The organism is Meiothermus luteus, from assembly GCF_003574085.1.
GTDB lineage: Bacteria > Deinococcota > Deinococci > Deinococcales > Thermaceae > Meiothermus > Meiothermus luteus.
This window is the reverse complement of record NZ_QWKZ01000077.1, coordinates 1-12,716: the sequence shown is the minus strand read 5'-3', so window position 1 is coordinate 12,716 and position 12,716 is coordinate 1. Positions and strand designations below refer to the sequence as shown.

The following is a 12,716-nucleotide window of genomic DNA, read 5'->3' as shown; positions in this document are numbered from 1 at the left end:
CCCCCGAGTTCCCCCTGATCCTTCTCACCCCCCCGGCCAAGCACTTCCTGAACACCACCTATGGGCACATCGAGCGCCTGGTGCAGGCCGAGGGGGGGGAGCCCACCCTGCTGGTGCACCCCCAGGACGCCCAGGCCTTCGGGGTGAAGGACGGGGCCCGGGTGCGGATCCGCTCCCAACACGGCGCGGTGGTGCGGCGGGCGCGGGTCTCGGAGGCCCCCATCCCGGGCACGGTGGTGCTGGAGGGCACCTGGTGGGAGGCCCCGGCCCCCGATGGGAAGGGCATCAACTGGCTCACCGGCGAACACCTCACCGACCTAGGTGCGGGCTCCACCTTCCACAGCAACCCGGTGCGGCTGGAACCGCTGCCCTGACCTCAAGCGACTTCTGGTGTAACCTGCTCGGGGCGGGGCTTCTCACCCTTGAGCTGGCTAATCAAGGTGGCGACCACGATTAAAAGCGCCCCCACCAGCCCCTGAAGGCCCAGCCGCTCGCCTAAAAATACATAGGCAAACGCCGCCGCGTATACCGGCTCGAGGGTGAAGACCACCGCCGCCTGCGGCGCGGGCACCGTCCGTTGGCCCAGGGCCTGCAACCATATGCACAGCGCCGAGGCCACCACCCCTAGGTACAGGATGGAGGCGTAGGGGAAGCCCTCAAAATCCCAGGTGGGCCTTTCAAAAAGCGTCCAAAGCCCCGAGCCCACCGCCACCGTGAGCATCTGCACACCGGTCAGAGGCAAGGCGGGAAAACGCTGGGTGTGGCTTTCCATCCGCCAGATGTAGAAGGTGAAGCAAAGCGCGGTGCCCAGGGTCCACAGGTCCCCCAGGTTGGGGGGGGAGCCGTCGTAGGAGAGCAGCCCCACCCCCAGGATGGCCAAGCCCGCTCCCACCCAGATTGGCCACTGTAGGCGGCGGCCCAAAAGCCCCATAAACAGGGGTAGGGCCACCACGTACAAGGTAGTGATGAAGGCGCTGCGGCTGGCGGTGGTGTACTGCAGCCCAACGGTCTGGGTCAGGTAGGCGGCGAAGAGCCAGGCCCCCAGCTCCAGGCCGGCCCACCAAAGCGCCCTGTTCTGGCCCAGAAGAAAGGGGAGGAAAAACAGGGTGGCCACGCTGAAGCGGGCAAAGTTAATCTGGCCGGGCTCGAGCGTCGCCAGGCTATCCTTGACCATGACGAAGGTGCTGCCCCAGAACAAGGTGGCCAGGTTGAGGTAGAGGAGTCCTATAAGCCGGGCCCGGCGCATGGGAAAGAGTCTACAGGGTCTAGGTCCTTCCCAAGGTCTTCAAGACCACCCTGGGCTGCCCGAGCGCGTGGACCCATTGGTGCATATGTCGCCCAGAACGGCTAAAATCTGCCGGGAAAACCCGCTCAGCCAGAGCGGCAATCCCCAGAAAGAGGGCCCCACGATGAAGGAAAACACCGTCCGCTTCAACACCGCCATCTTCTACGACATTGAGAACCTCCTAAAGGGGTACAGCTTCTCCCAACGGATGATTGTGAACCTATCCCTCAGCCAGATTCTCGAGGAGATAAGGCGAACGGAAAAGATAGGCCAGATTGCCGTGCAGCGGGCCTACGCCAACTGGAGCGACCCCCGCCTTGCCATCATGAGGGGAGAAATCAACGAGCTGGGGATTGACCCCATCCAGGTCTTCGGGTTTTCCAGAGAGCCGAAGAAGAACGCTGCGGACATCCAGCTCGCCATCGACGCGGTGGACCTGGCCCACGTGCGCCCGGCGCTGGAGGTGTTCGTGATCGTCTCTGGCGATGGAGGCTTTGCGTCGCTGGCAAAGAAACTCCACGAATACGGCAAGACCGTCATCGGCTGCGCCTACAGGTCGTCCGCGAGCAGCACCTTCCAAGCGGTCTGCGACGCTTTCGTCTGGATACCTGACCCAGAGGAAGAAGAGCGCCAGGAGCGCCCGGCGCCGCAAACCCTTCCCTCGGCCCAGGCCGAGGTCACCGACCCCCGCAACGTCCGCCTGGCCCGACAGGTGAAAAAGGCTTCCACGCTCACCCTAGAAGCGGCGGTGGCCAAGACAAAGGAGATCCTTGAGTGGTACACAAAGGACACGGCAAGCCGGGCCGACTTGATGAAAAATGGGATAAACCTGTCGGTGGTTCAGGAGGCCGTTAGGTACGCGGTTCCCGGGTTTCAGCCAATTAAGTTCGGGTTCACCAAGTTCGTTGAGTACATGCAGTTCGTCTGCAAAGAGTCGGAGCTGTGCGTGGCCCGCCTCCCGGGGTCGCAGGTGGTCGTCGTCGCCCGCGGCTCGGTTCGCGGCGAGATGGAGCTGCTCCCCGACATGGACCTCAAAAACCGACACTCCGTTGATACCTACCGCTCCATCCTGGCGACGGGGAACCCAATTCTCCGCCTCCCATCGCCGAGGGACCTTTACACCATCTCGAGCTGGATTGCCCAAAACCCCATCCGGGGGGTTGACCTTGGCACAGCCATAGAGAGCATCGTCAACGGGCTAAGCGGCGCTGTATCGTCGGAGGCCGCCAAGCTGGGGCTACTCAGCTTCATCTCGGCCGGACTGTTCCTCTGCGAGCCCGAAGGAGCACCGCTCTCCGAGCAGAAAATTACCCTCAGGAACGAGGGCCTCTCCCCCTCTACCCTCATGGACACCCTCAAGACCGTGGCCCGGCAAAAAATAAAGGACACCCTATCGGAGGTCAAGGAAGAAACCCTGCAACAACTGCTCCCAGACATGGTCTGAGGAGGCCCCAGCCTAGTTGCGCCGGAGCACCTCGGCATCGGCGGGGCGCTTGCGCAGGGCCTGGGGGGTTAGGTTGGCCCGGCGAAAGCTGCTGAAGCTGAGGTCGGCCAGCACCCTGTTGCTGCTGTCGCGCAGGGTGATGGCCAGGGGGCGGGGGTCGGCCTTGAGCACCAGGATTTCCATGCTGGCAAAGCCCAGCGAGGGGTCCTTGGGAACCCCGCCAATGCGCCAGGCGGCCCCGGCGGGGGTGGTTTGCTCGCCCAGCAGCCTGAGCGCAACCCGCTCGGAGAGCTGCTCAAAGTCGCCCAGGTCGGTCAGGTTGATCCCCAGGCCCTCCACGCGGCCCTTGGCTCGAGGCTGGATGATGAGCTGGTTGGTCAGGAACAGGTAGTTCCAGACCTCCTTGTCCGAGATCACCACAAAGTTGCCCTCGAGGGCGGCGGGCTTTTTGAACTCCACCCGGGCCAGTTGCTCTTTGCCCGGAATCACCTGAAGCCGGAACTCGGCCTCCTGGGTGCTGCCGTCGGGGAGCTGCACCTTGCCGGTGAGGGTGGCCTCCCAGGGCGCGCGCTCCAGGTTGGCCTGCACCTGGCGGGTAATCTCGGCGATGCTCTGGGCCGCCACCAGGCCAAGGGATAAGAGGGCGATTGCCAACCACTTCTTCATTCATTGCCTCCAAAACTGAGCGTGTAGCGTAGCCATAGCGAAAACCCACCGTCGTAGCTTGCATCGGCGCGGAAGCCGTAGGCCTCCAGCCCCAGGGTAGCTGCCCAGGGGTAGGCTGCGGTTAGGCGCAGCTTAAGATTGTCGAGTTCCTCGTCCAGGGGCGCGGTGAGGGCTGCCTCGAGCCGCCAGAGCTGCCCGACCCGCAGGGTGGCCTCGAGCAGCGTCCCGGCCTCGTCTAGCTCACCCCGCCAGCCTAGAATGCCGTACAGGCGTGAATCATCCACCCCCAGCCCGAAGGTGTAGGTTTGCTCCTGGCGCAAGGCATAGCTGAGTTCGCCTAGGCCACTAGCGAGGCCGGCCAGGTTGCGTTTGAAGCCCAGCCCCAGGCCCAAAGTCTCCCTTGGGCTCAAGCGGTAGCGTCCGCCCAGCCCCACTTTGAGTCCCCCTTCGGCCTCGTCGCCCACCCACAACTGGGAGCGCAGGGCGCTGCTGTAGCCTGTCTCCAGGCTGGCCGCCACCGGCCCGAAGGTTCCGCCGATGCGGCCCTCAACCCCCCAGCCCGCGAACCCCAGGCTGGCTCGCGCGCCATAGCTCAGGCGTCCCAGGGCGCTGAACTCCAGTGAACTGCCCAGCCCCAGCCCCAGCGCATCGCGCTGCAGGCGGGCCTCCAGGTCAAACGCCCCCAGCGGCAGGGTGGCCTCGAGGGTGAGCGTTGGGGAGTCGGGCAGACGAGCGTAGAGCCCGAAGGTGAGGGACTGGGCCGAGCCTGCACACCAGGCCAGAACCGCGGTGGTTGCAACGTAGACCCAAGGGTTGCCCATAGACAAAGCGCCCTTCGGGCTATTTTCCCTCAGCCGGGCCCCCGAGGGAAGCCTTGAGCGCGGTTCGCCACCCAAAACCCCCCGCCTGGGCAAACTCCACCGCCGGCTTTATGGCAGAATAGGGGCGCTATGGCGAACCTCAAGAACCTGCCGGTTGGTAAAAGGGCCCCCGAAATTGTCCATATGGTGATCGAAGTACCGCGTGGCTCTTCCAACAAGTACGAGTACGACCCCGACCTCGAGGCCGTCAAGCTCGACCGGGTACTCCCCACGGCCCAGTTCTATCCGGGCGACTACGGCTTCATCCCCTCCACCCTGGCCGAGGACGGCGACCCCCTGGACGGCATCATCCTCTCCACCTACCCCCTGTTGCCGGGGGTGGTGGTGGATGTGCGGATTATTGGCATGGTGGACATGCAGGACGAAAAAGGCGGCGACGCCAAGATTATCGGGGTGGTGGCCGAAGACCCGCGCTGGGATCACATCCAAGACCTCGGCGACCTGCCCACCGCCCACAAACAGGAAATCCAGAACTTCTTTGAGACCTACAAGGCCCTGGAGGCCCACAAGGGCAAGTGGGTCAAGGTTTCCGGCTGGAAGGACAAGGCCGCTGCGCTGGCCGAGGTCAAGGCCTGCATTGAGCGCTTCAAAGCGGCCAAGGCCGGCTGAAAGGTGGCTTGACCAGGGCCGGCGTTTGTGGTTATGTAATCCAGCGACCACTATGGCCCTACAGCAGCGCATAGAGTCCTTGCTAAAGGCGCTCGAGGTGCCCGACTTGAGCGTGGAGGTACCCGCCCAAATAGCCGACGAGGACGGCTTCCTCGAGGCGCTGGAGGCCGCCATCCGCAGCTTCATTGAGGATGGCAGCGACGAGCAAAGCCCGCTGGGCCTGATTGAGGCCGACCCTTCGGCCTACGACCTTTCCGAGGAGCCCGACCCAGAAGAGCTTCAAAACGCCGTTCGGGACTTCATGAACGCCGGCGATTCCCAGCTCACCCTGATCACCCCCGAAAGCCCCTTGCAGCCTGATGGGGGAGAGAATCCCGAAAAGTTCTGGGTGTTTTTACTCCATATGCCCACCCTGTCCGAGCATCGTTGGTGGGCCATTGTGGACAAAAACGGGCGCAACGAAACCTACAACTACGGCGTCCTCTGACGTGATGCTGGCATAGAATGCCCCTGTGGACCGCTTCCGGGATCGCCAGCAGGCTGGGGAGCGTTTGGCCGAGCGGTTGGTGGCGCTGGGGTACGGCCGCGAGCCCCAGGTTCTGGTCTTCGCCCTGCCCCGGGGTGGGGTTCTGGTGGCCCATCCGATTGCCCAGAGGCTGGGCGCGCCCCTGGATGTCTGGGTGGTGCGCAAGCTAGGCGTCCCCGGCCACGAGGAGCTGGCCCTAGGGGCCATCGCCGCGGGTGGGGGACGGGTGCTCAACGAGGAGGTCATCCGGGGGCTGGGCATTCCCGCCGAGGCCATAGCGCAGGTGGAAGCACGCGAAACCCAGGAGCTTCTGCGGCGCGAGAGGTTCTACCGGGGGGAGAGGCCGCCCCCCGAGCTTGGGGGAAAGGTGGTCCTTCTAGTAGATGATGGGCTGGCCACCGGGGCCACCATGAAGGCCGCCATCGCCGCTGCTCGAGCCCAGAGGCCTGCCCGGCTGGTGGTGGCGGTCCCGGTGGCCCCTCCCGAGGCGCTGCGGGAGATGGAGGCCCTGGCCGACACGGTGGTCTGCTTGAAGGCCCCTCCCGACTTTCGTGCGGTGGGCCTGTGGTACGAGCGCTTCCCCCAGGTCTCCGATGAAGAGGTGCTATATCTGCTGCGGGTGTCCTAGTCAAGGGGCCAGCCGCTCAATCCGCCAGCCCCCCGGGGCCAGCCGGTAGGCCAGCCGGTCGTGCAGCCGGCTGGGCCGGCCCTGCCAGAACTCAAAGTAGTCGGGCCTCAGGCAGTATCCCCCCCAGTGGGGGGGCCGGGGCACCTCCTTCGGGAAGCGCGCCCGGTAATCGGCCAGCCGGGCCTCCAGTACCTCCCGGCTGGGCAGCACCTGGCTTTGCGGGCTGGCCCAAGCCCCAAGCTGGCTCTCGTAGGGGCGGCTGGCGAAGTAACGGTCGGAGCGCTCAGGCGGCAGCCGCTCCACCTGCCCTTCCACCCGCACCTGGCGCTCCAGGGGAGGCCACCAGAAGTTGAGGCAGGCCCAGGGGTTCTGGGCCAGCTCCTGGCCCTTGCGGCTTTCGTAATTGGTGTAGAAGACCAAGCCCTCCTGGTCCATCTCCCGCAACAGCACGACCCGGCTGCTCGGCCGCCCCTGGGGGCCCACCGTGGAGAGGGTCATCCCGTGGGGTTCGTACAGCCCGGCCTCAATGGCCTCGGCCAGCCACCGCTCGAGCTGCCGGAAGGGGTCGGGGTGGGCCTCGGCCTCGCTCAGGGTTCCTCGGGTGTATTCGTTGCGCAGCTCGCGGAACATGAACCCAAATTATGCCCCCGCGGAGTAAGGGGGCTGTTCTCCCGGCTATACTTATTCGGGTGAGCCAAATCTGGGCTGAAAATCTGTCCAAACGCTACCCGGTGGCCCTCAAGGAGCCGGGTTTTGTGGGCACGCTGCAGCACTTTTTTCGCCGCCGGTACCGGCATGTGGAGGCGGTGCGGCAGGTTTCCTTTCGGATTGAGCCTGGAGAGGTGGTGGGTTTTCTAGGTCCCAACGGGGCTGGAAAGACCACCACCCTAAAGCTCCTCTCGGGTCTCATCCACCCCAGCGAGGGCCGGGTGGAGGTGGCCGGGCACGAGCCATTCCGGCGGGAGTACACCTTTTTGCGCAAGATTACCTTGGTGATGGGGAACAAGCAGCAGCTCATCTGGGACCTGCCGGCGGCTGAGAGCTTTCGGGTAAATGCCGCGGTCTACGAAATCCCCGAGGCCGAGTTCAGGAGGCGGGTGGGGGAGCTGAGCGAGATGCTGGGCCTAACCGACAAACTCCACCAGCCGGTGCGCAAGCTGAGCCTAGGCGAGCGGATGAAGGCCGAGCTCCTCGCAGCCCTGCTGCACCACCCCCAGGTCTTATTCCTAGACGAGCCCACCTTGGGGCTGGACGTGAACGCCCAAGTCGCGGTGCGGGAATTCCTGCTGGAGTACAACCGGCGTTACCGGGCCACCATCCTCCTGACCAGCCATTACATGGCCGATATCACTGCCTTATGCGAGCGGGTCCTGGTGATTCACCAAGGACGCTTGTTCTACGATGGGGCCCTTTCAGGGCTGTTGGAACGCTTTGCCCCCTACCGGGAGGTTTACCTAAAGCTCGCTGTGCCTATGGAACAGGATCGGCTCGAGCGGTACGGGGAACTCAGAAGCCTGGAGGGGCGGGAGGCCCGGCTGCTCATCCAGCGCGAGCAGCTCGTGGCCCGGGTCAGCCAGCTGCTGGGGGAACTTCCTCTGGACGACCTCGAGGTGCGCGAACCGGCCTTGGAAGAGGTCATCGGGAAGGTCTTCGCAACCGGACAGGCCTAGGCCCGGAGGCCTAGGCCCCCGCGCCCGCTCGACGGTTAGGGCAGGCTAATCGAGCCGCCCCCCAAGCTGAAGGAAGAGGTGGAGACCTTGGCCTCCCGGAGGTAGTCCCCCGCCTGCGGGCTGGTCGTCCCGGGGCCCAGGGCCAAAGCAGCCTTGTTGCTGAAAAACGCGCTTAGCTCAAAGCTCCCCGAACCACTGCTCGGGGCGACGTAACCCAAGGGGCTCGAGAGGTCAGGCAGGGCGTAGGTGGTGGTGCTTCCCAACCAGCCTTTGCTCACGAAAGCGGTGTAGTAGATCTGGGCGGGGATTTGCAGGTACAACTTGTACCACCGCAGGTCGGCCTCGCTGCGCGAAAGGCCGCTCACGCTGGGGTGGGCGGTCTGGTTCACGGTGAGGCTCGAGCTGGCCCAAGGAGCGGGCAGGCTCAGGATGGGGGCTCCACCCGAAAAGGCCTCAAGGCTCGAGAGGGAGGCGTTGCTCCCGGTCGCCGCGGCTATCGCCCCATAGAGGTCCCCCGAAGAGAAGCCGCTCACCGGCCGGTAACTAGTGAGGGAAGCGTTCACCCCACCCTGGGCTCCACCTGCGCTTAGGTAAAGGACCCCCACGCCTGGGCCCGAGAGGGTGTAGCCGGCCGGGGGCGTGGGCAGGCTCAGATTAACCACGGGGAGCTGGTCGCTGGTCCCCAGGCTCGCGCTGTGGTTGCCCCCGGCGCTCACGCTCACCCCTTTGAGCACCTTGGCCACCTTCACAGCGGAGCCGTTTTGCAGGGTGACCAGGAGGTCCTGGGTCCCGGGGGTGAGGTTCAGGGCAATGGACATGCTGGCAGCGGCAGGCTGGCAATTGCCGCTGTTCACGCACACCTGGTCCCCGGAGGCAAAGAGGCTTGAGGCCACGCTCAGGTTCAGGGTGAAGGCAACCGTAGAAGGGGCGCTGGCGCTGCAGGCCAGCTTGGGGTTGGGCAGCTCACCGGCGGTGGCCTGGATTACCCGGACCACCAGGCTGCTGCACCGCACCGCCACCCCATACTTGGTCTCACCGTTCAGGTTGAAGGTCCCGGTGAGGGGGCTGCCGCTCAGGTTCAGGGTCTGCCAGGGCCCCGAGCCCACCTGGTAGGCTGCAGCGTTAAAGCCGACCCCGGGGTCCACGGTGAGGGTGATGCTCGAGGGGGGCGGGGGGCTGCTTCCTCCGCAGGCGGCTAGGAAAAGGGCCAAGATGGTCAGAAGCGATGCGTTGAAGATTCTTACCATTCCGCTCACTCCTTAGCAGGGTTTAGCCCACGGCAGAAGCGGATGGAACGCAGGATTGGGCGGCACATTTGGCAGGGTCCGGCCTGCCGTGGGCCCCCTAAGGGTAGCAAAAGGGGTCTTAACTCAGTCTGAAACGCCGGTGAAACGGCGCCTCGGGGGTGCTAGAATCATCCGATGGATGTCTTGCTGGCAGCATTGCTCCTGGGGCTGGTGGCCTACTTCCTCCTGCGAATCCTAAAAAGCTTCCTGTTGCCAGGGCCGCGACCCGGGGCGCGCGAGCGCTGCCCGGTCTGCCGGGAAGCCCTCAACCCCGCCCAAGCCGCCGCCCTCCGCCAAGGGCGACGCAAATGCCCCCAGATGGCCCGCTGCCCCTACCAGCGCAGCCGCTGGATTAACTGAAAGACCCGGTGGGCAGCCCCACCGGGTCCTTTCCATCAGGCTTCAGCCCACCGGGGTCACCGCGGCGGTATCCTCCTCACCAGTACGGATGCGGTAAACCTTCTCCACCGGCAGCACAAATATCTTGCCGTCCCCCACCTCCCCGGTACGCGCCGAGGCCAGAATAGCCCGCACCGTGGGCTCCACAAAGTGGTCGGAAACCCCAATCTCCAGGCGAACCTTCTCAGAGAGCTCCATCTTGACGGTGGTGCCCCGGTAGGTCTCTACCCGCTCGGTCTCTCCGCCGTGTCCCTGCACCCGGCTGATTGAAAGACCCCGCACCTCAGCCCTAAAAAGCGCTTCCAGCACATCGTTTAGCTTCTCCGGGCGGACAATCGCCACGACCAGCTTCATGCCAACCTCCTAGTCGGTTCCTCCCACCGGCTTGGGCTGGGCCGAGGGCCTAGGCGCTTCGCTGCGCACCAGAATCGCCCCTTCCCCGCTGGTGTAGGCCTCCTCGCCGTGCTGGGTAACATCCATACCCAGCCCCTCCTCCTTGGGCAAGGCTTTGAGGGGAATCAAGGCCCCCACCAGCTTGAGCAGCAAAAAGGTCATCCCCGCGCTGTAGACCACCGCAATCAGAACCGCAAAGGCCTGAACGAACACCTGGGCTGGGTTGCCCCCGATGAGGCCATTGAAAAGCCCGTTGACGGACTCCTGGGCGAAGACCCCGGTCAGGACCGCACCGGCCATGCCCGCCACGCCGTGGGCAGCGAACACATCCAGGGAATCGTCCAGCCCACTTTTGGCCCGCCACAGGAGGGCAAAGTAGCTGGGGAAGGCCCCAAGCGCCCCCATGGCCAGCGCGTAGATGGGGGCGACAAAGGCCGCCGCGGGGGTGATGACCACCAGGCCCACCACAATCGCCGTGGCCAGGCCTACCGCCGTAACCCGGCCGGTGCGGGACAGCTCCAGAAGCGACCAGACCACCAGGGTAGCCGCCGGGGCCAAGATGGTGTTGGCCAGGGCCAGCCCAGCGGTGGCGTTCGCGGCCCAGGCGCTGCCCGCGTTGAAACCAAACCAGCCAAGCCACAAGAAGGCTGCCCCCAGCAGCACAAAGGGCACATTGTGGGGCAGGATAGCCTGGCGGCCAAAGTCCTTGCGCGGCCCCAGCACGAGCGCCGCGACCAAGGCCGCGATGCCCGCGTTGATGTGCACCACCGTACCCCCGGCAAAGTCCCAGGCCCCTAGGTCGGCCAGAAAACCGCCCCCCCAGACCCACTTGGCGATGGGAGCATAGACCACCAGGCTCCAGAGGGTGATGAAGAGCAAGAAGGCTGGAAAGCGCATCCGCTCCACAATTGCCCCTGAGACCAGGGCCGCGGTGATGATGGCGAAGGTACCCTGGAAGACCATCCAAAGCAGGTGGGGGATGGTGATGGAGGCAATGGCCCCTTTATTCTCAAGGCCCACGTTGCTCAACAGGGCGTACCGCAGGTCACCGATGAAGTTGCCCTCCCCTGAGAGGGCCAGGGTGTAGCCCAGAAGGGCCCAGGCCACCCCCACGAACCCCAGGGCCGAGAAGCTCATCATCATGGTGTTGAGAACGTTCTTGGAGCGCACCAACCCCCCGTAGAAGAAAGCCAGGGCAGGGGTCATCAGCAACACCAACCCCGTTGCCGTCAGCATCCAAGCGGTATCCGCAGCGCTCATCGCAGGGTCCTCGGCCAGCGCCAGGCCCCCCAGCGACCCCAGCAGGAATAAGGGCAGTCGAAGGTTTTTCATCAACCCTTCACCTCCTGGGTCTGAGGCTACCCGCATTTTTGCAAAATGTCAATAACTTATTGCTCATATGTTGTAATATAGTGATACACTCTTCCAGAATAGATAAAAGTAATGTGTTTTCAAAGTCAAAATATTGCAAAACGTACCAACAAAAACAGCCCGAGGTTTGTGCCGCTCATCCTACCCCCAAAGGGGATTTGGGCCTAAACTGGGCGAAGGGATGACCGAGCGGCAGCGGCGCATCTTGCATCTGCTGGTGGACCGATACATTGAGACCCGGGCCCCGGTGGCCTCGGGGACACTAGCGGAGCGCCTTTCGTTGTCGCCCGCCACCGTGCGCTACGAGCTCATTGAGCTCGAGCAGCAGGGCTTCATCAGCAAGCCCCACGCCTCTTCTGGGCGCATACCCACGCGGGCCGGTTTTCGCCACTACGCCCTCTCCAAACTTCCGCCCCAACCCCTACCCCAGACCACCCTGGACAAGCTGGCCCAGGTGCTGGAGGGCGCAGGGGCGCGGCGTGAGGCCCTTCTGGTCCAGGTGGCCTCCAAGCTCTCAGGCTACCCGGCGATGCTCCGGCTCAAACCCCGGCAGGCCCCCCGGCTCCTACAGGTGCACCTCTCCAACCTGACACCGGGCCAGGTGCTGGCGGTGGCGGTTTTGGAGGGGGGAAAGGTGCGGGAGGCTCGGCTCGAGCTCTCCTTTACCCCCACCGAAGCCCAGCTCGCTGAGGCCGAACGCCGCTTGTTCCGCAGCGCCCAGCCCCTCAAGGCCAGCACCCCGGCCATGCTGGAACTCTACGAGTCGGTGGCGCGGGCCTTTGCCCAGGGCAGCCCAGAGGAGTACCGCGAGGGTATGGCCCTGCTGTTGAGTGAGCCCGAGGCGCAGAACCCGGCCTTCCTGCGCCAGGCCATCACCGTTTTTGAGGCCCCCAGCGACACCACCTTCACCCCACCGGGCGGCATGAACATCCGGGTGGGGGAGGAGGAGGGCATCTCACTGGTGCAGGCTGGGATTGGGTTGAGCGACCGGGTGGGGGAACTCTCTTTGCTGGGGCCGCTTCGGATGCACTACGAAAAGGCTCTGTCAGTGGCTTACGCTTTAGGCCAGGTGTACATGGGCAAATAAAGCCGCCCAGGCTTCCTGGGCGGCCACAAGGCCCCACGAGGCCCTACCAAAGGTAGACCACGGCCACCTTAAAGGGGTAGCGGTCGGACAGGCCAACCTCCAAGGCGATTGGCTCCAGGTACAACCGTCCCCCCAGGCCATAGGCCAGGTTGAAGCCTCCCTCGTAGCCTAGGCCCACGTACCCCGAAAGGGCCCCTCCCGGAATCTCCAGGCTGGCAATAGGCCCAAGGTGCAGCCCCAGCAAGCGGCCTTGGGTGTTGTAGCTTAGGTCCAGAGCCAGCCCTGCCGAAAGCGGAAGGTCGGCCACCACGAGGGCTGGGAAAAGGTTGAGCTTAAAAAGGGCCCAAAGCTCGAGGTTGTCAAAGCTGGTAGGCACAATGGCCTCAACGTCCAGCCCAGTGTCAACCCCCAAAGGGCTCAAGGGCAGACCCGTGCTGCCCTGTAGGATGAGCCCCCGACCCACCCCATACC

Annotated in this window: 16 protein-coding genes; 8 read left to right on the top strand and 8 right to left on the bottom strand. The window is 64.6% G+C overall.

Going from position 1 to position 12,716, the window contains the following annotated elements:
- Window positions 1–374, top strand: a 374-nt coding sequence (locus tag Mlute_RS11055; protein ID WP_281270864.1) for a molybdopterin dinucleotide binding domain-containing protein, incomplete at its 5' end; no start/stop codon positions are given.
- 2 nt (window positions 375–376) lie between these two features.
- On the opposite strand, the gene Mlute_RS11050 is transcribed toward Mlute_RS11055, so the two are convergent.
- Window positions 377–1,246, bottom strand: a complete 870-nt coding sequence (locus tag Mlute_RS11050; RefSeq protein ID WP_119360703.1) for a DMT family transporter — start codon at window positions 1,244–1,246, stop codon at window positions 377–379.
- A 163-nt stretch (window positions 1,247–1,409) separates the two neighbouring features.
- Between Mlute_RS11050 and Mlute_RS11045 the strand changes: the two genes are divergently transcribed.
- Complete coding sequence (locus tag Mlute_RS11045) at window positions 1,410–2,729, top strand: NYN domain-containing protein (protein WP_182482548.1); 1,320 nt, start codon at window positions 1,410–1,412, stop codon at window positions 2,727–2,729.
- 12 nt (window positions 2,730–2,741) lie between these two features.
- Here the strand turns inward: Mlute_RS11045 and Mlute_RS11040 are convergent, their stop codons facing one another.
- Together Mlute_RS11040 and Mlute_RS11035 are read right to left on the bottom strand one after the other, a co-directional pair.
- A complete protein-coding gene (locus tag Mlute_RS11040) occupies window positions 2,742–3,395 on the bottom strand; it encodes an outer membrane lipoprotein carrier protein LolA (RefSeq protein ID WP_119360701.1) in 654 nt (217 codons plus the stop codon).
- On the bottom strand, window positions 3,392–4,216 hold the full coding sequence (locus Mlute_RS11035) for a hypothetical protein (RefSeq protein WP_245958942.1): 825 nt from the start codon (window positions 4,214–4,216) through the stop codon (window positions 3,392–3,394). Before Mlute_RS11035 ends, Mlute_RS11040 begins: the two co-directional genes overlap by 4 nt.
- 129 nt (window positions 4,217–4,345) lie before the next feature.
- Here Mlute_RS11035 and Mlute_RS11030 point away from each other — a divergent pair, with 129 nt between their 5' ends.
- The 3 genes from Mlute_RS11030 to Mlute_RS11020 are packed head-to-tail and all read left to right on the top strand — an operon-like array spanning window position 4,346 to window position 6,039.
- On the top strand, window positions 4,346–4,885 hold the full coding sequence (locus Mlute_RS11030; RefSeq protein ID WP_119360700.1) for an inorganic diphosphatase: 540 nt from the start codon (window positions 4,346–4,348) through the stop codon (window positions 4,883–4,885).
- A gap of 52 nt (window positions 4,886–4,937) precedes the next feature.
- Window positions 4,938–5,372 carry a hypothetical protein gene (locus Mlute_RS11025; protein ID WP_119360699.1) on the top strand — a complete coding sequence of 145 codons (435 nt, stop codon included), beginning with the start codon at window positions 4,938–4,940 and terminating at the stop codon, window positions 5,370–5,372.
- 25 nt (window positions 5,373–5,397) lie between these two features.
- Window positions 5,398–6,039 carry a phosphoribosyltransferase gene (locus Mlute_RS11020; protein ID WP_119360698.1) on the top strand — a complete coding sequence of 214 codons (642 nt, stop codon included), beginning with the start codon at window positions 5,398–5,400 and terminating at the stop codon, window positions 6,037–6,039.
- Here the strand turns inward: Mlute_RS11020 and pdxH are convergent, their stop codons facing one another.
- A complete protein-coding gene (gene pdxH / locus Mlute_RS11015) occupies window positions 6,040–6,669 on the bottom strand; it encodes a pyridoxamine 5'-phosphate oxidase (RefSeq protein WP_119360697.1) in 630 nt (209 codons plus the stop codon).
- Window positions 6,670–6,728: 59 nt separating this feature from the next.
- Here pdxH and Mlute_RS11010 point away from each other — a divergent pair, with 59 nt between their 5' ends.
- Window positions 6,729–7,709, top strand: a complete 981-nt coding sequence (locus Mlute_RS11010; RefSeq protein ID WP_119360696.1) for an ABC transporter ATP-binding protein — start codon at window positions 6,729–6,731, stop codon at window positions 7,707–7,709.
- Window positions 7,710–7,744: 35 nt separating this feature from the next.
- Here Mlute_RS11010 and Mlute_RS11005 read toward each other — a convergent pair whose 3' ends face one another.
- Window positions 7,745–8,956 carry a peptidase S8 and S53 subtilisin kexin sedolisin gene (locus tag Mlute_RS11005; RefSeq protein WP_119360695.1) on the bottom strand — a complete coding sequence of 404 codons (1,212 nt, stop codon included), beginning with the start codon at window positions 8,954–8,956 and terminating at the stop codon, window positions 7,745–7,747.
- Between the two features lie 174 nt (window positions 8,957–9,130).
- Between Mlute_RS11005 and Mlute_RS11000 the strand changes: the two genes are divergently transcribed.
- Complete coding sequence (locus tag Mlute_RS11000; RefSeq protein WP_119360694.1) at window positions 9,131–9,355, top strand: hypothetical protein; 225 nt, start codon at window positions 9,131–9,133, stop codon at window positions 9,353–9,355.
- Between the two features lie 42 nt (window positions 9,356–9,397).
- On the opposite strand, the gene Mlute_RS10995 is transcribed toward Mlute_RS11000, so the two are convergent.
- Window positions 9,398–9,748: a P-II family nitrogen regulator gene (locus Mlute_RS10995; protein WP_119360693.1), complete on the bottom strand. Its 351-nt coding sequence runs from the start codon at window positions 9,746–9,748 to the stop codon at window positions 9,398–9,400.
- Window positions 9,749–9,757: 9 nt separating this feature from the next.
- A complete protein-coding gene (locus tag Mlute_RS10990) occupies window positions 9,758–11,119 on the bottom strand; it encodes an ammonium transporter (RefSeq protein ID WP_119360692.1) in 1,362 nt (453 codons plus the stop codon).
- A gap of 220 nt (window positions 11,120–11,339) precedes the next feature.
- Here Mlute_RS10990 and Mlute_RS10985 point away from each other — a divergent pair, with 220 nt between their 5' ends.
- On the top strand, window positions 11,340–12,245 hold the full coding sequence (locus tag Mlute_RS10985; protein ID WP_119360691.1) for a DeoR family transcriptional regulator: 906 nt from the start codon (window positions 11,340–11,342) through the stop codon (window positions 12,243–12,245).
- A 43-nt stretch (window positions 12,246–12,288) separates the two neighbouring features.
- Here Mlute_RS10985 and Mlute_RS10980 read toward each other — a convergent pair.
- The coding region (locus tag Mlute_RS10980; protein WP_119360690.1) for a bioflim formation protein at window positions 12,289–12,716 on the bottom strand (428 nt) is incomplete at its 5' end.